Below are 22,008 nucleotides of genomic sequence, written 5' to 3' on the forward strand. Positions count from 1 at the left end.
GCCGGCCGCGCCACTGCCGGGCGCCGCCGCCGCCGGCCGGCCGCTGCGCAGCTACCTCGTACCGGTCATTTTCATCGCTGCGGGTGTGCTATCGGCGGCCCTGGGCCTGAAAGGGTTCTTGCTGCCCAACGGCTTCATCGACGGGGGCGTAACCGGCATTTCGCTGCTGGGCAACCAGCTTTCCGGGGTCTCCGTTTCGGTGCTGATTGTGCTGCTCAACCTGCCCTTCATCGTGATGGGCTACTACCAACTGGGCCGCACGTTTGCCCTCAAAACGCTGGCCGCCATTGTGGGGCTGGCCGTGGTGCTGCTCTTCATCTCCTTCCCAACCCTCACCCACGACAAGCTGCTGATTGCCGTGTTTGGCGGGTTTTTCCTCGGCGCGGGCATCGGCCTCACAGTGCGCGGTGGCGCCGTGCTCGACGGCACCGAAGTGCTGGCCCTGTACCTGAGCAAAAAAACGTCCCTCTCCGTCGGCGATGTAATTCTGCTTATTAACCTCGTTATTTTTGGCGCGGCGGCCCTGCTGCTTTCGGTCGAAACCGCTCTGTATTCCATTCTCGCCTACCTCTCGGCCGCCAAAACGATTGATTTCATTATCGAAGGCATCGAGGAATACACCGGCGTCACCATCATCTCGGCCCACAGCGAAGCCATCCGCACCATGCTCACCGAAAAGCTCGGGCGCGGCGCCACCATCTACGCCGGGCGCCGGGGGTTTGGCGCCCACGGCCAGGCCCGCGAAACCATCGACATCATTTTCACGGTAACTACCCGGCTGGAAGTCACCCGCCTCAAAGAAGAAATCGACCAGATTGACCCCCAGGCATTCGTAGTGATGCACAGCGTGCGCGAAACCAAAGGTGGCCTCGTCAAACGCCGCCCCTTACATTAAGCCTCAAGCTTACAGCTCAACTATTCTTCCGTATGTCATTTTATAACATTGCGCTGGTGGTGCTGGGCGTGGCCATTATGGGCGTGGCCTGGCTGCCTTCCCTGCTCGAAAAGTACCCGCTTTCCTACCCCATTTTCTATATTTTGCTGGGGTTGGGTGTGTTTTCGTTGCCCATTGAGCTGCCCTCAGTTGACCCTTTCGAGTCCCCGACGCTTATTACCCACCTGTCCGAGCTTTGCGTCATCGTGGCCCTCACCGGTACCGGGCTGAAAATTGACCGGGCGTTTTCGCTGCTTCGGTGGCGCACGCCGCTTAAGCTGGTACTCATTCTCATGGTCCTCACCATTGCCGGCCTCACGCTGGCTGGCTGGGGGCTGTTGGGCTTGGCGTTGCCCTCGGCGGTGCTGTTGGCGGCCGCGCTGGCCCCTACCGACCCTGTGCTGGCCGGCGACGTGCAGGTGGGCGACCCCGGCGAAGGCCGCGAAGACAACGTGCGCTTCGCCCTCACCGGCGAGGCCGGCCTCAACGACGGCCTGGCATTTCCCTTCGTGTGGCTGGCCCTGGCCCTGATCCCCGATGCTATTCCGGTAACTGACCGGCTGCTGCACTGGCTCTGGATGGACGTGCTCTACCGCGTGGTGGCAGGCGTGGTACTGGGCTGGCTGTCGGGTCGGCTGCTGGCCTTCCTCATTTTCAGCCTGCCCAAGCGCATCAGCATCAAGGCCAGCGCCTACGGCTTCGTGGCCCTGGCCGTGACGCTCGTCAGCTACGGCGTCACGGAGCTGGTGCATGGCTACGGCTTTCTGGCCGTGTTCGTGGCCGCCATCACGCTGCGCGGCCGCGAGAGCAAGCACGAATACCACAAGCAGATGCACGCCTTCACCGACCAGCTGGAGCGCCTGCTGATTGTGGTGATTCTGATTCTCTTTGGCGGCGCCATTGCGGGGGGCTTGCTGGCGCCGCTCACCTGGCAGGCCGCCGCCGTAGGCCTGCTGCTGCTACTGGTGCTGCGGCCCCTGGGCGGTATGCTCACCCTGGCTGGCTCCGAGCGCGTTACCCTGGCCGAGCGGGTGGTTATCTCCTTTTTCGGCATTCGGGGCATCGGTTCCATTTTCTACATTGCCTTCGCGCTGGAGCGAGCTAATTTCCCCCAGGCCCGCCTGCTGTGGGCCGTGCTGGGCTTCACCATGCTGGTTTCCATCGTGATGCACGGCGCACTTGCCACGCCCGTCATGAACTGGCTGGACCGCCGCCACGGCCGCAAAATAGCCGCCGAGATAACCGAAGAATCCGACGGCAAAGCAGAGCCAACCGCCGAATAGCGAGTGGGCAACACCACGGCCAGCTCTTCACAAGCCCACAAGCAAAAAGCTGCCCCGGCCCCTCCTGATTAATGGAGCGACCGGGGCAGCCAGCAAATTCAAACCCGTACTTACTTCGCCAGCTGCTTCAGCAGCTCGTGGGCGGCGGGCTCGGAGGAGGCCGGGTTTTGGCCAGTGATGAGGTGGCCGGCCGTTACCACGTAGGGCGCCCAGTCGGCGCCTTTCGAGTACTCGCCGCCGTTGCTTTTCAGCATGTCTTCCACCAGAAAAGGCACTATGTTGGTCAGCTGCACCGCTTCTTCCTCGGTGTTGGTGAAGCCGGTCACAGACTTGCCCTGCACCAGGGGCGTACCGTCGGCGGCTTTGGGGTGGCGCAGCACGGCGGGCGCGTGGCACACGGCCGCCACGGGCTTGCCGGCGGCATACATGGTTTCAATCAGCGCGATGGACTGCTGGTCCTCGGCCAAATCCCAGAGCGGACCGTGGCCGCCGGGGTAAAACACGGCGTCGTAGTCGGCGGCACTCACCGTGCTCAGCTGCACGGTTGTGGCCAGGGCCTGCTGGGCGGCCGTGTCCTGCTTGAAGCGCTTGGTGGCTTCGGTTTGAGCGTCGGGGGCGTCGCTTTTGGGGTCGAGGGGCGGCTGGCCACCTTTGGGCGAAGCCAGCGTGAGGTCTGCGCCTGCGTCCTGAAACACGTAGTAGGGCGCGGCAAATTCCTCCAGCCAAAAGCCGGTTTTCTCGCCGGTATCGCCCAGTTGGTCGTGCGAAGTCAGCACCATTAAAATCTTCATCGGTATCGTAGGGTTAAGTTGAAAAATTGGGTAGCCCAACTGCCTGCTGGCAGCAGGATTAGGCGTTGGTAGTCGTGGTGAGGCTCACCTCGATGTTGCCTTTGGTAGCTCGCGAATACGGGCAGATACCGTGGGCCGCCGCCACCAGCTCCTCGGCTTGCGGCTGCGGAATGCCGGGCAGGTTCACGTGCAGGTCGGCCGAGATGCCGTAGCCCCCGTCCGTTGCCTGGCCAAAGCCAATGAAGGCTTCCACGGTCACGTTGCTCAGCTTCACGTCGGCCTGGCGCGCGGCCACGCCCAAAGCGCCTTCAAAACAGGCCGCGTAGCCGGCGGCGAACAGTTGCTCGGGGTTGGTGGCGCCAGCTTTGCCGGGGCCGCCCATTTCTTTGGGCGTGCTCAGGCTGAGGCTCAGCGCATTGTTGGCGGTGGTGATAGCGCCGTCGCGGCCACCTTTGGCCAAGGCCTGGGCGGTGAAGATTTTTTCGATTTTCATTAGGGTTAAAAAAAGGGGTTGAAGTAAAAAAAGCGGCCTCAATCAGGCCAGCTGGGTCAGGATGTGTTGCAGTTGGCCGCGAAGGGCGTCGAATTCGGTGGAGGTGAGGGCCAGCTTTTTGAGCAGCTGCTTGGGAATGTGGCAGGCCCGGGCCTGCAAGTCGCGTCCGGCCGGCAGCAGCCGGATAAGTACCATGCGCTCATCGGTGGGGTCGCGGCGGCGGCTGAGCCACTGCTTTTGCTCCATGCGCTTAAGCAGGGGCGTGAGCGTACCCGAATCCAGTATCAATTGCTCGCCCAATGCTTTCACCGTTAGCTCTTCGTGCTCCCACAGCAGCAGCAGCACGAGGTATTGCGGGTACGTCAGCTCCAGCTCCTGCAGGTAGGGCTGGTAGGCCTTGGTGAGCATCCGCGACGCGGCGTAGAGCGGAAAACACAACTGGTTTGCCAGCTGCTGCATGGGGTTGACGGGGGTAGGAGTGCTGGGCGTGTTCATAGGTTTCGAAAGGGTAAACCAATTTAAGTGGCGCAAGGTTTAATTGTGCACAATTAAATAATCCCTGTTACGCAGCTCAAGTGCTCCCCGGTTTAAAACGCGACTGCAAGCACTACACCGCTTCGCTCGTCTGCTGAAACGCTGGTTTCACCGGGCACATACCGATGTTCGGATGGCAAAACTAGTCGTTGGGCCAAGGCGGAAGAATCGCGGCCTTTTAAGGCCAGATATTGCGGAGTAACTCCCTATGCTCACGCCCTCGCCGCTGCCGTTGCCTTCCGCTACCCCCGCCGACCTGGCCCAGGCCCGGCAGCGTGCCACCGCTTTGCTCCGGGCCCTGGCACCCGCTCCCGAAGCGGCTGAAGCCATAACCCCCCAGGCGCATCTGCTTATCGACTTGCTGCCCGAGGGTATTGCGCTTCTCGGCGCCGACGGCCGCGTGGAAGTACTTAACCAGCGCTTTTTTACGCTTTATGGGCTGCCGGATGCGCCGACCAGCTGGCTGGGGCAGCCCGTAGAAAAGTTGCTGTCCCACGCGCAAACCCAGGTGCTGGCAAGCGAGGCGAGCAGCTTTGGACTGGTTCACACCCTGCACGGCGGCCGGGTGCTGGCATTCGGCGAGCTATCCGAGGCCGGGGAGGATGGCGACACCGGCCGGCGGCTATTGTATTGGCACGAGGTAACGGAGCGGCAGCAGCTATTGGCCCAGCTGGAGTCCGTGGCCCGCATTCCGCAGCAAAACCCCTACCCGGTGGTGCGGCTGGCTGCTTCGGGCCGGCTGCTCTATGCCAACGCCGCCGCCCACCAGCTGAGTCGGAGCCTGGCCCGGGCCGAGCGGGTGCAGGGCCAAGCGGAGCTGCGCCGATTGGCCACGCAGGCGCTGAGCCAGGGCACCGGTTTTCAGATGGAAAACGCCTTGGGCCAGCGGTGGTTTAGCGCGCATGTAGTGCCATTTGCCGCTGAAGGCTATGTAAACCTGTATTTGGGTGAAACAACCACGCGCGTGCGGGCCGAGCAGCAGTTGCGGGAGCAGGAGCACTTCTACGTAACCATTCTCAACGAGCTGCCCGCCGAGGTATTTGTGGTGGACCAGGAATACCGCTACCGGTTCGTGAACCCGGCGGCCGTGCCCGATACCGCACTCCGCCAGTGGATGCTGGGGCGCACCAACGAGGAATATAACGCCCACCGGGGCAGCCCGACCAGCCTGGCGCAGCGTCGGCAGCAGCACATGCAAAACGTGCTTCGCAGCCGCCAGCGTCACGAATGGGTCGAGACTTTGGGCGATGCCGAACATCCCCACTACATGATGCGCCGCCTGCAGCCCGTGCCCGAAGCCGGCGAGGCCATCCGGTTGGTTATCGGCTACGGGCTTGACATAACGGCGCAGGAAATAACGCGCCGGGCACTGAGCGAGCAGCAGGACTTCACCCAAAGCATTCTGGATGCCAGCCCCAGCGTGATTTACGTGCGCGACGGAGCGCACCGTATTGTGTTTGAAAACCACGCCATGCAGGCCGTCCGGCAGGTTTGCCACCACCTGTCGGGTGAGGAACTAGCGCCCGGCAGCGTGGAGGCGGCAGAAGCAGCGCAGCTTATTGCCAACGACCAGCAGGTTATCCGCAGCGGCCAAACGCTGCAGGTGGAGGAAACCCTGACCCTAATCGACGGCTCGAAGCGCGTGTACCAAACTGTGAAACGACCCCTGCCCCGGCCCGACGGCCGCATGCACGTGCTGGGCGTGAGCACCGACATCACCGCTTTCCGCCGCGCGCAGCAAACCCTGGAACGCAGCGAAAAGCAGTACCGCGACCTGATGAACTACGCGCAGGCCTTCATTTGTGCGCACGCCCTCGACGGCACGGTGCTCACGGCCAACCCCGCCCTGAGCGAGCTGCTGAATATGCCCATGGACGAGATTGTGGGCAGCAATGTGGCCGTGGTAATGACCAGCGATGACCGGGCCGCCTTTGCCGATTACCTGGCGCTTATCACGGCGGCCCACGAGGCGTCGGGCGTGCAGCGTGTGTGCCCCCGCGGCAGCACCGAGCAGCGCTACCTGCTCTACCGCAACTTTTTGGTGAGCGAGCCGGGCCAGGAGCCGTATGTTATTTCGCACTCGCACGACATTACCGAGCGCATTGCCGCCGAGCGGGAAATGCGGCGCGCCAAAGAAGCGGCCGAGTCGGCGGCGCTGGCCAGGGAAAATTTCCTGGCCAACATGAGCCACGAAATCCGCACGCCCCTCAATGGCATTCTGGGCATGGCCAGCCAGCTGGGCAAAACTCCACTGGAGCCCCGGCAGCAGGAGTTTCTGCGCATGATTCGCACCTCTGGCCAACACCTGCTCAGTGTCATCAACGACGTGCTGGACATGGCCAAAATCACCTCGGGCAAGCTGGAATTTGAGCAAGTCGCCTTCAACCTCTGCGAATCGATGGGCCAGGCCGTGCAGCCCCTCGTGCTGCAGGCCCAGGAAAAAGGACTAACTTTTAGTGCCACCACGCTGCGCGAAAGCTGCGCTTACCCCTGGGTGGTGAGCGACCCCTACCGGCTGAATCAGATTCTCATTAACCTGGTGGCCAACGCTATCAAGTTCACGGCCCGCGGCGGCATCACCGTAGCGGGGCGCCAGCTGACCGAAACCAGCACGCACCTCACCGTGGAATTCAGCGTGACGGATACCGGCATCGGCATTGCCCCAGACAAGCACGCCAGTATTTTCGAGGGCTTCACCCAGGCTTACGCCGATACGTCGCGGCACTTCGGCGGCACGGGGCTGGGCCTGAGCATCAGCCGGGCGCTGGTAGAGCAGCTGGGCGGCACCCTGCGCCTGCGCAGCGCCCCCGGCCAGGGCAGCACGTTCGCCTTCACCCTCACCTTGCCCAAGGCCGAAGCGCCCGTAGTGGTGCCCGATACCGCCGGCGAGTTCAATACTGGCGCGCTGGCCGGCCTGCGGGTGCTGCTGGTGGAGGACAACGAAATAAACCGCGAGGTCGCCCGCTTTATGCTGGAAGAGTGGGGCGTGCTGCTGGAAGAGGCCGTGGACGGCGAGCAGGGCCTGAAATTACTCACCGCCCACACCTACGACGCGGTGCTGATGGATATTCAGATGCCCGGCCTGAGCGGGGTGGACGTGACCAGGGCTGTGCGCCAGCTGGCCGACCCAATTAAAGCGCAGGTGCCCATTTTGGCCCTCACGGCCAATGCTTTCCGGGAAGACAACGAGCGCTACCGTGCCGCTGGCATGAACGACTGCCTTGCCAAGCCCTTCGAGGAGCAGGACCTCTACCATAAGCTGACGGCCCTGCGCGCGCTGCCCTCCCCGGTCCGGCCCTACGACCTGACCAAGCTGCGCGCCATGGCCCGTGGCCGGGAAGCGTTTGTGGGCAAAATCATTCGTTCCTTTCTCACCAATACGCCGGCCACCCTGGCGCAGCTTCAGGAGGCCGCCGCGACCGGGCAGTGGAGCCGGGTGGCCGAGCTCACCCACCACATCAAGCCCAATTTGGCCGCGCTGGGCATACCAGGGGTGGCGCACGCGATGAGCGCGCTGGAAAAAGCCCCGGGTGCGCATCAGTACGCTACCCAAGCCAATACCACCGACCGGACCTTACTGGTAGCGCAGCTGGCCGCTGCCGTAAACCGTGCACTAACCGAATTGCCCACCGAGCTATCCACCGAACCAGGCTTGGATGTCGAGCTGAATTGAGGCCGCCGCTGCCTGATAAGCTTTGCCGCACCCAGTGGCTTCCTGCGCAGCTGAAAACGGCGTATCACTGCTGGCCGACGACCCCTACCCCCGCTCAGCTTGTGGCCCTATAGCTGACTACAGACCCAAAAGCCAGGCGTCGGCCAACGGTTGGCTGGCGGCAAATGCGGTTGGGAGAGTAGCTTCGCCGGGTGGCCCCGCAATACCGGGCAACGCGGCTTCAGATATGAGTAAAAATTGCTTGCGGTGGTCCGCTGAAAAACGTGGTTTTGGGTGCTGGCGGGCTGGCCGCAGGGGCTTGCTGTGCGTCGGCTTGTGGGTGGGCATGGGGCTGGCCGCTCAGGCGCAACCCGCCGCAACCAGCCCCGCTGCCGGGGCTACCCTGCTACGGCCCGCCGCCGTGTTCGACGGGCAGAACCTGCACCAGGGCTGGGTTGTACTGGTGGAAAACGACCGGATAACGGCCGCCGGCCCGGCGGCTCAGGTAACGTTGCCCGTCGGCGGGCGCACCCTCGACCTGCCTGGCCTCACGCTGCTGCCTGGCCTCATTGAAGGTCACGCGCACCTGCTGCTGCACCCTTACAACGAAACTTCCTGGAACGACCAGGTGCTGCTGGAGTCGCAGGCCCTGCGCGTGGCTCGCGCTACGATGCACGCGCAGCGCACGCTGCTGGCGGGCTTCACCACGGCCCGCGACCTGGGCAGCGAGGGTGCCGGCTATGCCGATGTGGGCCTGAAGCAGGCCATCGACCAGGGCATTATTCCGGGCCCGCGCCTACTGGTGGCCACGCGGGCGCTGGTAGCTACGGGCAGCTACGGCCCCAAGCTGGCTACTGACATCGACGTGCCCCAGGGCGCCCAGGAAGCCGACGGTGTGGACGGTCTCGTGCGCGCCGTACGGGAGCAAATCGGGAAGGGCGCCGACCTTATCAAAGTGTACGCCGACTACCGCTGGGGCCTCAATAACACTGCCCAGCCCACGTTTTCGCAGGACGAGCTGACGCTCATCGTGCAAACGGCCCGCTCGGCGGGCCGGGGCGTGGTGGCACACGCCTCCACGGTGGAGGGTATGCGCCGTGCCACGCTGGCCGGCGTCGAAACCATCGAACACGGCGACGAAGGCACCGTCGAAATATTCCGGCTGATGAAGCAGCGTGGCGTGGCGCTGTGTCCCACCGTGGCCGCCGGCGACGCCACTTCGCAATACAAGGGCTGGAAAAAAGGGCGGGAACCTCAGCCACCGCGCATTCAGCAAAAACATGCCAGCATGGAGGCCGCCCTGAAAGCCGGCGTGACGCTGGTGATGGGCGGCGACGTTGGCGTATTTACCCACGGCGACAACGCCCGCGAGATGGAGCAGCTGGTGCAGGACTTTGGTCTCACGCCGCTACAAGTGCTGCGGCAGGCCACGAGCGGCAACGCCCGGATTTTTCACCTCGCCGACCGGGGCAGCATCCGTCCCGGCCTGCTGGCCGACCTGGTGGCCGTGGCCGGCGACCCTACCCAGGATGTGTCCGCCGTGCGCCAAATCCGGCTCGTGATGAAGGGCGGAGTACTGTATAAATAACGGTCAGTGCCTTTCGTTCGCCACTAACAGCTAATAAATTTGTTCCCGAATAAGCAGAAACGAAAAAATCGACGGTCATGCTTCGGCTGCGCTCAGCATGACCGTCGATTTTACACTTTTTTGTATTTAGGAACAAGTCTAATGACTTATTGGATGTGGCGCACGCTGCTGCCGCCGCTGCTGGATTTGGATACTTTGGCGGCACCCTTGTAGCGAATGTCGCTGCCGCCGGAGGCGTTGACGGAAATTTCGCTCTCCGCCGATACGTTGGCGTCGGAGCCGCCGCTGGCGCTTACGGTGGCTGCGGTGCTGCGCAGGGCGAAGCCGTCGTAATCGGAGCCGCCGCTCACATTCACCTTCAGGCGTTCGGCACGCCCGGCCAGCTTGATATCGCTGCCGCCGGATGCCTGCACGGAAATGGTTTTGGCGGCCAGGGTGAGGTTGATGTCGCTGCCGCCGCTGGCATTGATTCTGAAATTATCGGTGGTAAATGTGGATTCGCTTCTGGCATCTGCGCCGCCGCTCATCGACACGGATTTGAGCCGCGGAGAAGTGATGTAGACTACGACTTTGCCTTTGCTGCTCAACAGGTTTCGCCAGGAATAGTCGCGTTCCCAGCCAATGGTGAGGGCCCCGTCTTTCACTTCCGTTACCAGATGGGACTGGGCTTCGGCCGAGGCTTCTACCGTCACGGAAGTAGTGGCGCCCTGGGTCAGAACCACGTCAATGCCGCCGCTGGAGCTCACGGCGTCAAAGCTGCCTAGCTGGCGCGTTTTCCTTTCCTGCGCCTGCGCGGTGCAGGTGTCGAACGAAAATGCAGCCACGGTGGCGATAAGAAATAATGTCTTCATGAGAAACGCAGAAAAAAGGTGTGAACGACTGGATGCCGGAACGCAGTGCGAGGTTGTCCGGCGCCCTAATTTACCACAGCTTTCCGAAAAAGGTAGCGCGTTTCCGAAGAAGTAACAATGGACGTTGTGCCCTTGTAAACCGGCCGGGTAGGGTCGTTGAAGGGCAGCTCCGTCTCGATTTTTTGAGTGGCTTCTACCGGCATCGTGGAAGCTTGTATTTCCAGCAATTCCCAGCCATCGGCCGAAAGCTCGTTGATGATTTTGAGCAGTAGGCCATCCAATTCACCCACTTCATTGCTGTTGAAGAGCCGGCGGGACGCTTCCCGCTTCGTTTGGCCGCGCCAGGCCGGTGCCAGCCAGATAATACGGTTGTCGAGGTGAACCAGCTGGTACTGGTAGCGCACCCCCGCCGCACTGCGCACCGCCGTGGTACTGTTTGTAGGCTGCAGGCTGGCCACGGGCAGCGCGGGCAGTATAGTGTGGGGTGGGAGCGTGGCCCCGGCCTGCGCCACCGCCAACTGGCAAGGCAGCAGCGCGGCAAAAAGTAGCCAGTGTCTCATAAGGTCAAAAGCAGAAAAAAGGGTGAGAACGGCGCGTCATGCGGCGTTCTCACCCCTTTTTCGAATTCCGTGCCAGTCGCGGTTAGTCCCTCTTGCCTTTGAGCATGGTTTTGAGCGCGGCCAGCTCGTCGCGCAGCTTGGCAGCTTGCAAAAAATCCAGCTCTTTGGCGGCGGCTTCCATCTGCTTTTCGGTGGTTTTAATGAGCTTTTCCAGCTCCGTGCGGTTCATCATGGCCACCACGGGCTCGGCGGCCAGTGCCAGAGCGGCACCGTCGGAATCGGGGCCAGCATAGGCTTGGTTGTCGAGCACGCGGTAATCGGAAAGCGAGGTCTGGCCCATGATTTCGGCGTGGCTCTTGCGCACGGTGCGGGGCGTGATGCCGTGCTCCTCGTTGTAGGCGGCCTGGGTGGCGCGGCGCCGGTTGGTCTCGTCAATGGCGCGCTGCATCGAGCCGGTCATGCGGTCGGCGTACATAATCACCTTGCCGCGGTCGTTTCGGGCGGCGCGGCCCATGGTCTGAATCAGGCTGCGCTGGTCGCGCAGGAAGCCTTCCTTGTCGGCATCGAGAATAGCCACCAAGCTCACTTCGGGCAAATCCAGCCCTTCGCGCAGCAGGTTCACGCCAATCAGCACGTCGATTTCGCCCAGGCGCAGCTTGCGCAGAATCTCCACGCGGTCCAGCGTTTTCACGTCGGAGTGCACGTACTCGACCTTGATGCCCAGGCGGTCCATGTACTTGCTCAGCTCCTCGGCCATGCGCTTGGTGAGGGTGGTGACGAGCACCCGGTCGCCCATTTTCACGCGGTTGTCCACTTCGTCCAGCAGGTCGTCAATCTGGTTGATACTGGGGCGGATGTCGATTTCCGGGTCGAGCAGGCCGGTGGGGCGGATAATCTGCTCCACCACCACGCCGTCGGCCTGGGCCAGCTCGTAGTCCGACGGCGTGGCCGATACGAATACGGCCTGCCGGTACATGCTTTCGAACTCATTGAAAGTTAGCGGCCGGTTATCCAGGGCCGAGGGCAGGCGGAAACCGTACTCAATGAGGGCGGTTTTGCGGCTGCGGTCGCCGCCCCACATGGCCCGAATCTGGGGCATGGTGGCGTGGCTCTCGTCTACTACCAATAGGTAGTCCTGGGGGAAATAGTCGAGCAGGCAGAACGGCCGCGAGCCCGGCGTGCGCCCATCAAAATAGCGCGAGTAGTTCTCGATGCCCGAGCAGTAGCCCAATTCGCGAATCATCTCCAAATCGAACTCGGTGCGCTCCATAATGCGCTTGGCTTCGGAGTCGCGGCCTTCTTTTTCGAAGTAAGCGTGCTGCAGCACCATGTCGTCCTGAATTTGCTTAATGGCCGCATTCAGGGTTTCCTTGCCGGTCACGAACAGGTTGGCGGGGTATAGCGCTACGCCGTTGGCCTCGTCGCTCAGCTTCTTGCCGCTCACCGGGTCAATCTTGTGCACCGACTCAATCTCATCACCAAAAAAGTAGATGCGGAAAGCGTGGTCGGCGTAGGCCGGAAACACGTCCACGGTGTCGCCCTTCACCCGGAAGGTGCCGCGCGTGAACTCCACCTCGGTGCGCGAATACAGAATCTGGACGAACTGATAGAGCAGGTTGTTGCGCGTGTAGCGCATGCCCGGCTTGAGGAAAATAACGTTTTTGGCGAATTCCTCGGGGTTGCCGATGCCGTAGATGCACGACACCGAGGCGATGACGATGATGTCGCGCCGGCCGCTGAGCAGGGTGGAGGTGGTGTGCAGCCGCAGCTTCTCAATTTCCTGGTTGATGGCCAGGTCTTTCTCGATGAATACGTCGGTGCTGGCAATGTAGGCTTCCGGCTGGTAGTAGTCGTAGTAGCTGATGTAGTACTCGACGGCATTGTTCGGAAAAAATGCCTTGAATTCGCCGTAGAGCTGCGCGGCCAGGGTTTTGTTGTGGCAAAGCACCAGGGCTGGCTTGCCCGTTTGGGCAATAACGTTGGCCATGGTGAAGGTTTTGCCGGTGCCGGTGGCCCCGAGCAGCACCTGGGCGTGCTCCCCGTTGTTCACGCCCTCCACGAGCTTGGCAATGGCCGTGGGCTGGTCGCCGGTCGGCTTAAATTCAGAGGTCAGTTGGTACTCCATGCAACGCGAAAGGTAGGCCGAAAAGGTCAGCCTGACTTAACCGCAAACCACCATTTTGGGTTTCGTCGGAAGCGAATTAGGCGTGTTGGTTACGCTCGCTTAGTGGCCAAACTCCAGCCCTGCTTCAAGGCCGAACGTGTAGGCGCGGCTCTGACGCAGGTAGCCCTGCGCCGGGTTAGCGTTCAGGGTTAACAGGTTCATTTCGGCTACCGGGCCGAGCGTGAAGGCCCACAGGCCGCTGCCGGGCCGGAACTGAGCCCCCGCGCCTCCTTGCACGCTGGCCAGCAGGCGGCGGTAGGGCCCGCCGGCCGAAGCGATGGAGTAGGTTTTCGTTGCTTCGGGGGAGCCCGCTACTTCGCTGCGCACGCTTAGTAAGGCGTTCACCGCGCCGCCCAGGCGGCCATACAGGCTCCAGCCGCGCTTCAATGGGTTGTTATAGCTTGCTTCTACCGGAATGCCGGCCACGCGGTAGCGGAAGTCGGTGGCGTACATTTTTCCGTTGGTAAACCGGCCCAAATCAATCAGCTGCTCGCCTACAAAAGCCGAGGTCGAAGCCGATTGGGCCGTGGCCTGCGACAGGCTCAAACCCGTGCTCAGCGACCAGTTGCCGGTGAGGTGGCGCTTGACGACCAGCGCGAGGCGTTGGCTGAGACCGGCCTGTAGGTTTTCGCGGTATTGAGTGGCGGCGGCTTCCGTCAGAGCCGGCGAATCGGGGCCGAGGGCGGGATTATATGGGTATTCGGTTTCGATGCCCGCGCGGGAGAAATTGATGTTGGGATTGAACGCCCCAACCGTGTAGGTGCCGCCAAAGCGCCATTTGCTGGTGGCCAAAGCCAGAGCGGGTTCCTCGGCCGGTATGGCCAGCGCCGCCAAACCATGGGGCAACGCGGCCGCGCCGCTCAGGCTCAACGCCGCCGGGCGGGCGGCCAGCAAGCCCACCGCCTCTGGGCCAGCCACGGCTGCCGCCGACCCGGCAGTAGCCAGGGCTGCCGAAGCACTGGCCGCACCCAGCCCCGCCGCGCTGCCAGCTACCAGCGTGCTGCCAGTCGCTGCCGTGGCAAGCGCTGCTTCGGTCGCCGGCAATGCCGCCGGATACACCCTGTCAGCGCCGCCGGGCGCCGGAGTTTCAGTAGCGTCCGCTTGCGTGGTGCGAGCTGCCGCCAGCTCGGTACCGCCGTTGGCCGCACTATAAACTGTACCGGAAGCGCCATTGCCGGGTATTTCAACTACTCCAGTGCCAGTGCCAGCGCCGCGTCCGGCCGCAGTCGGACCATTGCCCAAGCCGGTGCGGGCAGCCGCAGGACCAAAGCCCGTGCTCCGGCGCGCCGACCGTTCCGCCGCCGCCGCCGCCATAGTTGCGGCATAAGTGCCGCGAGCCGGGGTGTCGGCAGCGGTTCCGCGGTTAGCCAGGCGGGTGGCGGCCGATGAGCTGGCCGACACGGAAGCGTTGGCGGGCATTGATTCGGCGGCGTTGTTTCCTGCCTGGGTAGCATCAGCACGGGACGGGCCCGAGGGGATATTGCCCGTAGTTGCTTGCGGTGTGCGAATGGTTGTGGCAACTTCCGCTCCGGTCATTTCGGCCGTGTGGCTGGCCCACCAACCGGTGCCGGCCAGCGTGGCCAGCAGCAGACTGGCCGCCGCTACCCAGCGGGTGGCAGCCAGTCGGCGGCGGTAAGTTTCGTTCTGCCGCACGAGCAGCGAGTTGTCAATCTGGTCCCAGAGCATGGGACGCGGGGGCACGGCGGCCTCCTCGCCCAGATGGTGGCGAAACAGGTCCTCTAAGCTGCCGGTGGGTTTAGGCGTAGAATTATCTTCGATAGGATTAGTTGACATGGCGGATTGGAGCATTGAGGCGCTCCAGCTTAGTTTGTAAAATTGCCCGGCCCCTGGAGTATTGCGACTTGCTGGTGCCTTCGGTGATGCCTAATAGCTCGCCGATTTCTTTGTGGTTGTAGCCTTCGATGGCGTACAGGTTGAACACCATGCGGTAGCGCGGGGCCAACTCCTGCACCATCTGCAAAAGCTCCTGAAAATTATAATTGCTTAGGGTAAATTCTTCGCTGGCCAGGGTTTGCGGGTACTCGCCGTCGCTCACCGCCACCAGCGAGGCGTTGCGGCGGTGCTGGCGCAGGGCCGCGTTTATCATGATGCGGCGAATCCAGAACTCCAGCGGGCACTCGCGCCGGAAGCTGGCCAGGGTGCGGAACACCGTCAGAAAGCCTTCCTGCAGCACGTCTTCGGCTTCGAACGTGGTTTGGGCGTAGCGCAGGCATACGGCCATCATTTTGCCAGCGTACTTGTCGTAAAGCAGCTTCTGGGCCAGCTGGCGGCCGCGCAGGCAGCCGTCAATCAGCTCGGCTTCGGTGGGCGGCCCGGCGGTGGCGGCCCGGCTGGCCGTCAGGCGCGGGGCCACGGGCGTTTGGTCGGGTAGCACGTCATCGGCCCCGAACGCGAACCACGTCGCGGCGCTCATGCCGACGGCCGGCAAATCCTGCCGACGGGAAGAAGGGTAGAGAAGGTCATTTTTCGCAGCATAGAAAGGTAGTAGAAGTGTGCATGGCCCCGTCCCGTTGGTGGCCCGCTGCATGTGGATGCACCCGGACCCCGAATGGTTGCAACAACTTTCTAAAAAGACGTGGTGTGGGCTGGAGAGCAGCGGAATAATGCCTGCACGTCGAAGATATTGTGCGAAGAAACAATAACCTTAAATACACCTGAGGAGTATAAATAATGTAGGTACATTGTTTTGTGAGCTTCGCTTCCATTTACCTGCAACCTCACTGTGCAATCCGGCTGGCGTGATTTGCCAGCGGCGTTACTTTTTCAACCCCTTTTCCTTTTTCGTATGAAAACCCTTGTGTTGTTCTATTCCACCTATGGCCACATCTGGAAAATGGCCGAAGGCATTGCCGAAGGCGCCCGCGAAGTAGCCGGCAACGAAGTAGTGGTGAAACGCGTGCCCGAAACCTTGCCCAAAGAGCTGCTGGACCAAATCGGTGCCACCGAAGCCCAAAAAGCCTTCGCGCACGTACCCGTGGCCACCCCCGATGAGCTGACCGAGTACGATGCCATCATCTTCGGCACGCCCACGCGCTATGGCAACCTCTGCGGGCAGATGCAGTCCTACATGGACAGCACTGGCGGCCTGTGGGCCAAAGGCGCGCTGGTGGGCAAAGTGGGCGGCGTATTCGTGAGCACCGCCACTCAGCACGGCGGCCAGGAAACCACCATTCGGGCCTTTCATACCGAGCTGCTACACCATGGCTTTGTTATTGTGGGCTTGCCCTACGCCTGGCAGGGCCAGATGGGCCACGAGGAAGTAACCGGCGGCACGCCCTACGGCGCCAGCACCGTGGCCGGCGGCAAAGGCGAGCGCCAGCCCAGCGCCAACGAGCTGGAAGGTGCCCGCTTCCAGGGCAAGCACACCGCCGAAATTGCCAAAAAATTGGCCGCCAAGTAATAATCAGAACGGTTTTTTGCAAAACAGGCCGCCCAATCGGGCGGCCTGTTTTTTTGGTTACAGCTGGTTATGCGCCCGAATCAGTTCCCCAAACGACTCGCGGTAGGTATCGCCGACGGGCAGCAGCCGGCCGGCCACCTGCACCTTGCCGCGCTCGACGTGCTCGATGTGGCTCAGGGCCACGAGGAAGGATTTGTGGATGCGTGCGAACCGCTCGGGTGGCAGCACTTCCTCCACGCGGCGGAACGACTGGAGGGTGAGGATTTTGCCCGCCGAAGCCGTGTGCAGCAGCAGGTATTCCTTCATGCCCTCGATGTAGAGAATGTCGTCGAAGGCCACGCGCTGCAGGCGATGCTCGTTTTTGACGAACATGGCATCGATGGGCGGGGCGGCGACCGGACCCACCAATGCCGGCGCTGGCCCGGCGGCCGGTGCCGCGCCCGGTGTCGCGTGGGCCACGGCCTGCCGCACTTTGGCCACGGCTTGCAAAAACCGCTCAAAGGCGATGGGCTTGAGCAGGTAATCGGTAGCGTTGAGGCTGTAGCTCTGCACCGCGTATTGGTCGTAGGCGGTGGTGAAAACGATGCGCGGGCCGGGGCTGGGCAGCAGCTGCACCAGCTGCAGGCCGGTGAGGCGCGGCATGTGAATGTCGATAAAAACGACGTCCACGGGATTGTCCTGTAGGAAAGCCAGGCCCGTAAGCGCGTCATGAAATTGCCCCCGCAGGTCCAGAAATGGTATTTGGGCACAGTAGTCGGCCAGCAGGTCGAGGGCCAGCGGTTCGTCGTCAAGAAGGACGCAGGTCAGGCGTTGCATTGGTAGCAGGGCAAAGGAGCCCGCAAATAAAGGCAGATTCTCAGGCGCGGCGCGGGGCCGTGAGCCGTTTGGCTTCTCCGTGCAAGACTAGTTCCACGGCGTACTCGCCCGGTAGCGTGCGCACATGGAGCGCGTGGCGGCCAGGGTAGAGCAGTTCCAGGCGGCGGCGCAGGTTGTGCAGGCCCAGGCCGCCGGGCTGGTGCGGCAGGTCGGTGGCGGCTGCCACGTAATTGTGCACCGAAAAGTGCAAATCCTCGCCCAGCAGCTCCAGCTCGATGCGGATGGCCTCGGGGCGCGCCGCTAAATCGCCGTGCTTAAAGGCGTTTTCAACCAAGGGCAGCAGCAAGAGCGGAGCCACCGGAAACACCAGGTCGGCGGACCCGAAAAGGTGGAGGACGATGGCTGCCTCGGCTTCGGCCTGGGGCAGGCGCAGGCGCTGCAAGTCCAGAAAGCTGCGCAGGTGGGCCAACTCCTGACTCAGGGGCACCGTGTCGGCGCTGCTTTCATAGAGAAGGTAGCGCATGCTTTCGGCCAGGCGCAGCACTGCTTCCGGTGCGCGGTCCGATTTGCGGCTGGTGAGGGAATAGATGTTGTTGAGGGTGTTGAAGAGAAAATGCGGATTGATTTGGGTTTTGAGCATGGCCAGCTCCGTGAGCAGGTGCTGGCGTTCCAGCTCGCGGCGCTGGCGCTGGCTGTGGAGGTAATCGAGCGCGATGCGCAGGCCCGAGCTGGCGGCCACGGTCACCAGGTTGCCCACCCAGAGCATGGTAAACAGCATCCCGAAATGCGTGCTCAGGTCCGGGTCGTTGGTGCTCAGCGCGTAATACACCAGGTTGGAAGTGGCCATTCGCAGCAGCGTGAACCCCGCCGCCGAAGCTGCGGCGGCCAGCAGGTAGCGGTCCATGCGGCCGTGGGCCAGCGTGCGCGGAAATAGCACGGCCCAGTTCCAGTAGAACAGCGCCGCCGTCAGGGCATCCAGCGCGCCGTTGCGCACATACCACACCAGGTCGATGCGCACGTTGCTTTTCGGGCCGAGGAGCGTGGCGTAATACAGGAGCACATCGATGCCCAGCAGCACGAACAGTAGCAGTGCGTGCACCCACCACGGCACGGGTGTGGTTTCCGGCGCGCGCGGCCACCACTTAAAATCGCCGAAAGCGCGGGCCCGCCCGGCGGCAGCGGCCGGGCCCGGACTAGCCGTCCCCGGCCCGGGTGCCGCCGCCGAAACGAAAGAAGTATCCATGCCGAAAGGTAGCCAGCGGCAAAAGCATCCGGCCCGCGTTTCAACCAACGGCTCCGGCATCCCGCCCAACGCCTGCATTGGCGCCACCAACCACCTGCCGGCCCCCAATAGCAGCCTGGTAACTGCCAAACAGGCGTTTGAGGGCCAAAAGTAGTCGTTTCGGGACACGGCGGCCGGGTTGGTTGAATAGCCAGTAGCTAGGGATTTAGGGCGTTTAGGTTTGCTTCAGACTTCTGCCTTAACCAGTTCAACGCTCACCTTTTTTCCTGCCTGCCTTATGAAAACCTGCCTCCCCTCCGCCGCCGGCCTTGGCCTCTTGTTCCTCGGCTTGCTGACGCCCGCCCCTAGCCAGGCCCAGGCTGCCTCCGGCGCTCCCCAGGCCGTTGCAAGCGCCACCACCATCAATCAGCAGCTCGATGCCTACGTGCAGCAGTTTCAGCAGGCTGGCCGCTTCAACGGCTCGGTGCTGGTGGCCGAGCAAGGCCAGGTGCTGCTGCAAAAAGGCTACGGCCTGGCCAGCCGCGAGCCGCAGGTACCCAACGCCCCCGATACCAAATTTCGCATTGGCTCCCTCACCAAGCAGTTTACGGCGGCGCTGGTACTGCAATTGGTCGAAAAAGGCCAGCTCCGGTTGGCTGGCTCCGTTTCGGATTACCTGCCCGATTACCCCCAGCCGGCCGGCCGCCAGCTTATCCTGCACCACTTGCTGTCGCACACGGCCGGCCTGCCCGACTACACTGCCCTGCCCAATTTCGGCCCCGACATCATGCGGTCGCCCCAGACGCCGACGCAGCTGGTAGCCCTCTTCGCGGCATTGCCCCTGCAGTTTGAGCCCGGCACGCAGTTTCAGTACAGCAATTCCAACTACGTGCTGCTGGGTGCCATTATCGAAAAAGTGACGGGCAAGCCCTACACCCAAGTGTTTCAGGAAAACATCGCCCGGCCGTGCAACATGAAATCCACCGCCTACGATGCCTTCGAACCCGCCGACCGACGCCGCGCGGCCGGCTACCAAAGCACCCCCAACGGCGTGGTGAATACCAGCCCGCTCGACATGAGCGTGCCCTACGCGGCCGGCGCCATCACCTCCACCGTGGCTGATATGTACCGCTGGAACCAGGCCCTGAACGGTACCAAAATGCTGTCGGAAGCCAGCAAGAAGCTGCTTTTTACTCCCGTTAAGGATAATTATGCCTACGGCTGGATGGTGATGACGGCGAAAATGGGTTCCGAAACCATGGAGCTACAGGAGCACAACGGCGGCGTCAATGGCTTCAAGTCTTACCTCGTGCGGGTGCCCCAGCGCCAGCAGTTTATTGTGTTGCTCGACAATCATAGCAGCAATGCGCTGCCGGAACTGCGCCGGGGGCTGCTCCGCATCCTCAATCACCAGCCGGCCACACCACCTGCCACCGCTGCTAGCCCCGCGCCATCGGCGGCAGTGGCCGTGAGCGAAACCGTGCTCAAGTCCTACGAGGGCGTGTACGAGCTGGCGCCCAGCTTCCGCATTACCGTGCGGCAGCGGGCCGGCAAGCTGTTCATGCAAGCCACCGGTCAGTCGGAGTTCGAAACCGAAGCAGCGTCGCCAGTGCTATTTGCCTTGAAAGGGGTGGACGCCCAGGTTGAGTTCGCCAACAACGACAAAGGGCAAGTGGCCGAACTCATTTTGCACCAGAGCGGGCGTGACCAACGGGGCGCTAAAGTCGAGTAAGCCGGTGCGGCTCAATTATAGTTGCTCGTTGTTAGTTGTCGGTGGTTTCTAATTGGCTCACTGACAACGAACAACGAGCAAATCCCCTTTTATTTACCATTCCAGATATCCCAGGCGGCCTCGGCTTGCAGGCATAGCATCTCGAAACCATTCTTTACCTGGGCACCCGCCTCCAGGCCCTTGGCCATAAACAGGGTTTCCATTGGGTTATACACCAGGTCGTAGAGGTAATGGTCGGCGGTGAGGGCGTGGTACGGGAGCTGCGGGCACTCGCCGGCGTTCGGAAACGTGCCCACTGGCGTGGCATTGATAATGAGCCGGTGCGAGGCCAGCAGCTGTGGCGTCAGGTCGTCGTAGGTGAGGCCCGGTCCGAGCAAGGTGCGCGACACGTTCCAATAGGGAATGCCCAACTCGCGCAGGGCCACCTCCACGGCTTTGGCCGCGCCGCCCGTGCCCAGCACCAGGGCCCGCGCCGCCTCGCCGCGCAGCGGGCAAAAGGTGCGCAAGGAGTCCCGAAAGCCGATGTAATCTGTGTTGTGGCCCACCAGCCGTCCTTCAGCCGTGCGCTCAATCACATTAACGGCGCCCACGCGGTTAGCCGAAAGCGCCGTGTCGTCGAGGTAAGGCACCACTAACTCTTTGTACGGTACGGTCACGTTCAGGCCCGTCAGGTTGGGGTTGGCGGCCAGCAGCCTGGGCAGTTCCCCAATAGTGGCCAGCTCAAACAGGTCGTACCGGTGGTCCGCTAGCTGCTGCGAATAAAATTTCTGCGTGAAGTACGTCTGCGAAAACGAGTGACTGAGGGTGCGGCCAATAAGCCCAAACTGACGCATAAGGGGAATTCAAATAGCAGAAAAACGCTCTAAAATAACACAAAAAAGCCGCCCCGGCCGGTAAAGGGCGGGGCGGCTTTATCAGTAGATTGCAATTTGTAAGAATTCCGGGAGGTAACGTCCTTATTGGCCCTCGGCCACGGGCTGGGGGCTGAGCTTGCCTTTGATGAACGACCAGAGGGGCGGCAGAATGGACAGCAAAATAATCCCGTAGATAACCATGGTAAAATTCTTCTGCACCCATTCAATATTGCCAAAAAAGTAACCGGCCAGGGTGAGCGAAATCACCCAGAGCGCGGCGCCTGCAATGCTGTAGGAGATGAAAAAGCGGTAAGTCATGGTGCCCACACCGGCCACAAATGGCGCAAACGTGCGCACGATGGGCACGAAGCGCGCCATGATGATGGTCTTGCCGCCGTGCTTGGCATAAAAAGCCTGCGTTTGGTCCAGGTATTTGCGGTTCAGGAACTTGTAGTTTTCCCGAAACACTTTCGGTCCCAGATAATCGCCTACAAAGTAGTTGAGGTTATCGCCCAAAAAGGCGGCGGCCATTAGCAGGGGAATGAGAATCAGGATATTCAGCAGCGGCTCCCCGGTTTCGAGGTTGGGCTGTGCTGCCAGCGTCCCGGCCACAAACAAAAGGGAGTCGCCGGGCAGGAAAGGAAAGATGATGACGCCCGTCTCGGTGAAGATAATGAGGAACAGAATGAGATAAGTCAGACTGCCGTATTCATTCACCAGGAGTTTGAGTTGCACGTCGAGGTGCAAAACAATATCGAAAAAATGCTTAATTAATTCCATGCCAGATATAAGTGAGGCACAAAGAAAACCGTTAGTCGCCGAACCAGCCGAAGCCCCCACACTAAGGAGTAACTAATGAGGGCCTTTTACCAATTTAGCAGGGCCTTGGATTCGGTTATTTTCAGCAAGGCCGGAGAGAAAGGAGGTGGTATTATTTGATGAGAATATTTTGCGCCAGGCCCCCACTGTTCATACCTTTGTAGCTCAGATTCAAAACATAGCAGTATAAATTATTAAATGTTTTTACAGTAGATACCGAAGAGCAGGAATAGGCGTTAGGAATACACTGGACGCGCAATTGAGCGTCGCGAAAGCCTCGCAGCTGGTTTACGA

Annotated in this window: 19 protein-coding genes; 7 read left to right on the forward strand and 12 right to left on the reverse strand. The window is 61.8% G+C overall.

What is annotated here, in order from left to right; all coding sequences use genetic code 11:
- Both GM79_RS13615 and GM79_RS13620 read left to right on the forward strand, forming a co-directional pair.
- Positions 1–895, forward strand: an 895-nt coding sequence (locus GM79_RS13615) for a YitT family protein (protein ID WP_410471184.1), incomplete at its 5' end; no start/stop codon positions are given.
- Between the two features lie 32 nt (positions 896–927).
- Complete coding sequence (locus tag GM79_RS13620; RefSeq protein WP_035564766.1) at positions 928–2,217, forward strand: cation:proton antiporter; 1,290 nt, start codon at positions 928–930, stop codon at positions 2,215–2,217.
- Positions 2,218–2,327: 110 nt separating this feature from the next.
- Here the strand turns inward: GM79_RS13620 and GM79_RS13625 are convergent, their stop codons facing one another.
- Genes GM79_RS13625 through GM79_RS26335 form a run of 3 tightly spaced genes read right to left on the reverse strand, consistent with a single transcriptional unit; the run spans position 2,328 to position 3,996 of the window.
- Positions 2,328–3,008 (reverse strand): type 1 glutamine amidotransferase domain-containing protein, encoded by a 681-nt coding sequence (locus GM79_RS13625; RefSeq protein WP_035564768.1) that lies wholly within the window; start codon positions 3,006–3,008, stop codon positions 2,328–2,330.
- A 58-nt stretch (positions 3,009–3,066) separates the two neighbouring features.
- Positions 3,067–3,501: an organic hydroperoxide resistance protein gene (locus GM79_RS13630; RefSeq protein WP_035564770.1), complete on the reverse strand. Its 435-nt coding sequence runs from the start codon at positions 3,499–3,501 to the stop codon at positions 3,067–3,069.
- Positions 3,502–3,543: 42 nt separating this feature from the next.
- Positions 3,544–3,996, reverse strand: coding sequence for a MarR family winged helix-turn-helix transcriptional regulator (locus GM79_RS26335; RefSeq protein WP_081867757.1), 453 nt, complete (start codon positions 3,994–3,996; stop codon positions 3,544–3,546).
- A 247-nt stretch (positions 3,997–4,243) separates the two neighbouring features.
- Between GM79_RS26335 and GM79_RS23150 the strand changes: the two genes are divergently transcribed.
- Positions 4,244–7,708, forward strand: a complete 3,465-nt coding sequence (locus GM79_RS23150; RefSeq protein ID WP_051718883.1) for a PAS domain-containing protein — start codon at positions 4,244–4,246, stop codon at positions 7,706–7,708.
- Positions 7,709–8,033: 325 nt separating this feature from the next.
- Positions 8,034–9,275: a metal-dependent hydrolase family protein gene (locus tag GM79_RS13645; RefSeq protein WP_051718884.1), complete on the forward strand. Its 1,242-nt coding sequence runs from the start codon at positions 8,034–8,036 to the stop codon at positions 9,273–9,275.
- A gap of 146 nt (positions 9,276–9,421) precedes the next feature.
- Here the strand turns inward: GM79_RS13645 and GM79_RS13650 are convergent, their stop codons facing one another.
- From GM79_RS13650 to GM79_RS13670, 5 genes are all read right to left on the reverse strand, one after another.
- Positions 9,422–10,126, reverse strand: a complete 705-nt coding sequence (locus GM79_RS13650) for a head GIN domain-containing protein (protein WP_035564772.1) — start codon at positions 10,124–10,126, stop codon at positions 9,422–9,424.
- Positions 10,127–10,191: 65 nt separating this feature from the next.
- Positions 10,192–10,686 carry a hypothetical protein gene (locus tag GM79_RS13655; RefSeq protein WP_035564774.1) on the reverse strand — a complete coding sequence of 165 codons (495 nt, stop codon included), beginning with the start codon at positions 10,684–10,686 and terminating at the stop codon, positions 10,192–10,194.
- Between the two features lie 82 nt (positions 10,687–10,768).
- Positions 10,769–12,811, reverse strand: coding sequence for an excinuclease ABC subunit UvrB (uvrB, locus tag GM79_RS13660; RefSeq protein WP_035564776.1), 2,043 nt, complete (start codon positions 12,809–12,811; stop codon positions 10,769–10,771).
- Positions 12,812–12,910: 99 nt separating this feature from the next.
- Positions 12,911–14,644: a hypothetical protein gene (locus GM79_RS13665; protein WP_152559992.1), complete on the reverse strand. Its 1,734-nt coding sequence runs from the start codon at positions 14,642–14,644 to the stop codon at positions 12,911–12,913.
- Positions 14,634–15,284, reverse strand: coding sequence for an RNA polymerase sigma factor (locus GM79_RS13670; RefSeq protein ID WP_081867758.1), 651 nt, complete (start codon positions 15,282–15,284; stop codon positions 14,634–14,636). The genes GM79_RS13665 and GM79_RS13670 overlap by 11 nt, the downstream gene beginning before the upstream one ends.
- A gap of 372 nt (positions 15,285–15,656) precedes the next feature.
- On the opposite strand from GM79_RS13670, the gene wrbA reads away from it, so the two are divergent.
- Complete coding sequence (gene wrbA, locus GM79_RS13675) at positions 15,657–16,271, forward strand: NAD(P)H:quinone oxidoreductase (RefSeq protein ID WP_035564780.1); 615 nt, start codon at positions 15,657–15,659, stop codon at positions 16,269–16,271.
- A gap of 57 nt (positions 16,272–16,328) precedes the next feature.
- Here the strand turns inward: wrbA and GM79_RS13680 are convergent, their stop codons facing one another.
- Complete coding sequence (locus GM79_RS13680) at positions 16,329–17,087, reverse strand: LytR/AlgR family response regulator transcription factor (protein ID WP_035564782.1); 759 nt, start codon at positions 17,085–17,087, stop codon at positions 16,329–16,331.
- Between the two features lie 40 nt (positions 17,088–17,127).
- Positions 17,128–18,330 (reverse strand): sensor histidine kinase, encoded by a 1,203-nt coding sequence (locus GM79_RS23155; protein WP_051718885.1) that lies wholly within the window; start codon positions 18,328–18,330, stop codon positions 17,128–17,130.
- Here GM79_RS23155 and GM79_RS25505 point away from each other — a divergent pair.
- Together GM79_RS25505 and GM79_RS13690 are read left to right on the forward strand one after the other, a co-directional pair.
- Positions 18,329–18,484 carry a hypothetical protein gene (locus GM79_RS25505; RefSeq protein WP_161787177.1) on the forward strand — a complete coding sequence of 52 codons (156 nt, stop codon included), beginning with the start codon at positions 18,329–18,331 and terminating at the stop codon, positions 18,482–18,484. The two genes, GM79_RS23155 and GM79_RS25505, sit on opposite strands and share 2 nt — an antisense overlap.
- Before the next feature lie 123 nt (positions 18,485–18,607).
- Entirely contained in the window at positions 18,608–20,041 is a 1,434-nt protein-coding gene (locus tag GM79_RS13690; protein ID WP_051718886.1) for a serine hydrolase, read from the forward strand.
- An 89-nt stretch (positions 20,042–20,130) separates the two neighbouring features.
- Here GM79_RS13690 and GM79_RS13695 read toward each other — a convergent pair whose 3' ends face one another.
- Positions 20,131–20,874 (reverse strand): shikimate dehydrogenase family protein, encoded by a 744-nt coding sequence (locus tag GM79_RS13695; protein WP_035564784.1) that lies wholly within the window; start codon positions 20,872–20,874, stop codon positions 20,131–20,133.
- Between the two features lie 123 nt (positions 20,875–20,997).
- Positions 20,998–21,675 (reverse strand): DedA family protein, encoded by a 678-nt coding sequence (locus tag GM79_RS13700; RefSeq protein ID WP_035564786.1) that lies wholly within the window; start codon positions 21,673–21,675, stop codon positions 20,998–21,000.
- Positions 21,676–22,008 lie beyond the last annotated feature (333 nt).

It is taken from the genome of Hymenobacter sp. IS2118, from assembly GCF_000715495.1.
Lineage (GTDB): Bacteria > Bacteroidota > Bacteroidia > Cytophagales > Hymenobacteraceae > Hymenobacter.

What these genes read in the sequence shown, in the direction of transcription:
- GM79_RS13620 (WP_035564766.1), top strand. Translation starts at nt 928, where the DNA reads ATGTCATTTTATAACATTGCGCTGGTGGTGCTGGGCGTGGCCATTATG.
- GM79_RS13625 (WP_035564768.1), bottom strand. Translation starts at nt 3,008, where the DNA reads ATGAAGATTTTAATGGTGCTGACTTCGCACGACCAACTGGGCGATACC.
- GM79_RS13630 (WP_035564770.1), bottom strand. Translation starts at nt 3,501, where the DNA reads ATGAAAATCGAAAAAATCTTCACCGCCCAGGCCTTGGCCAAAGGTGGC.
- GM79_RS26335 (WP_081867757.1), bottom strand. Translation starts at nt 3,996, where the DNA reads ATGAACACGCCCAGCACTCCTACCCCCGTCAACCCCATGCAGCAGCTG.
- GM79_RS23150 (WP_051718883.1), top strand. Translation starts at nt 4,244, where the DNA reads ATGCTCACGCCCTCGCCGCTGCCGTTGCCTTCCGCTACCCCCGCCGAC.
- GM79_RS13645 (WP_051718884.1), top strand. Translation starts at nt 8,034, where the DNA reads ATGGGGCTGGCCGCTCAGGCGCAACCCGCCGCAACCAGCCCCGCTGCC.
- GM79_RS13650 (WP_035564772.1), bottom strand. Translation starts at nt 10,126, where the DNA reads ATGAAGACATTATTTCTTATCGCCACCGTGGCTGCATTTTCGTTCGAC.
- GM79_RS13655 (WP_035564774.1), bottom strand. Translation starts at nt 10,686, where the DNA reads ATGAGACACTGGCTACTTTTTGCCGCGCTGCTGCCTTGCCAGTTGGCG.
- uvrB (WP_035564776.1), bottom strand. Translation starts at nt 12,811, where the DNA reads ATGGAGTACCAACTGACCTCTGAATTTAAGCCGACCGGCGACCAGCCC.
- GM79_RS13665 (WP_152559992.1), bottom strand. Translation starts at nt 14,644, where the DNA reads ATGTCAACTAATCCTATCGAAGATAATTCTACGCCTAAACCCACCGGC.
- GM79_RS13670 (WP_081867758.1), bottom strand. Translation starts at nt 15,284, where the DNA reads ATGAGCGCCGCGACGTGGTTCGCGTTCGGGGCCGATGACGTGCTACCC.
- wrbA (WP_035564780.1), top strand. Translation starts at nt 15,657, where the DNA reads ATGAAAACCCTTGTGTTGTTCTATTCCACCTATGGCCACATCTGGAAA.
- GM79_RS13680 (WP_035564782.1), bottom strand. Translation starts at nt 17,087, where the DNA reads ATGCAACGCCTGACCTGCGTCCTTCTTGACGACGAACCGCTGGCCCTC.
- GM79_RS25505 (WP_161787177.1), top strand. Translation starts at nt 18,329, where the DNA reads ATGCCGAAAGGTAGCCAGCGGCAAAAGCATCCGGCCCGCGTTTCAACC.
- GM79_RS23155 (WP_051718885.1), bottom strand. Translation starts at nt 18,330, where the DNA reads ATGGATACTTCTTTCGTTTCGGCGGCGGCACCCGGGCCGGGGACGGCT.
- GM79_RS13690 (WP_051718886.1), top strand. Translation starts at nt 18,608, where the DNA reads ATGAAAACCTGCCTCCCCTCCGCCGCCGGCCTTGGCCTCTTGTTCCTC.
- GM79_RS13695 (WP_035564784.1), bottom strand. Translation starts at nt 20,874, where the DNA reads ATGCGTCAGTTTGGGCTTATTGGCCGCACCCTCAGTCACTCGTTTTCG.
- GM79_RS13700 (WP_035564786.1), bottom strand. Translation starts at nt 21,675, where the DNA reads ATGGAATTAATTAAGCATTTTTTCGATATTGTTTTGCACCTCGACGTG.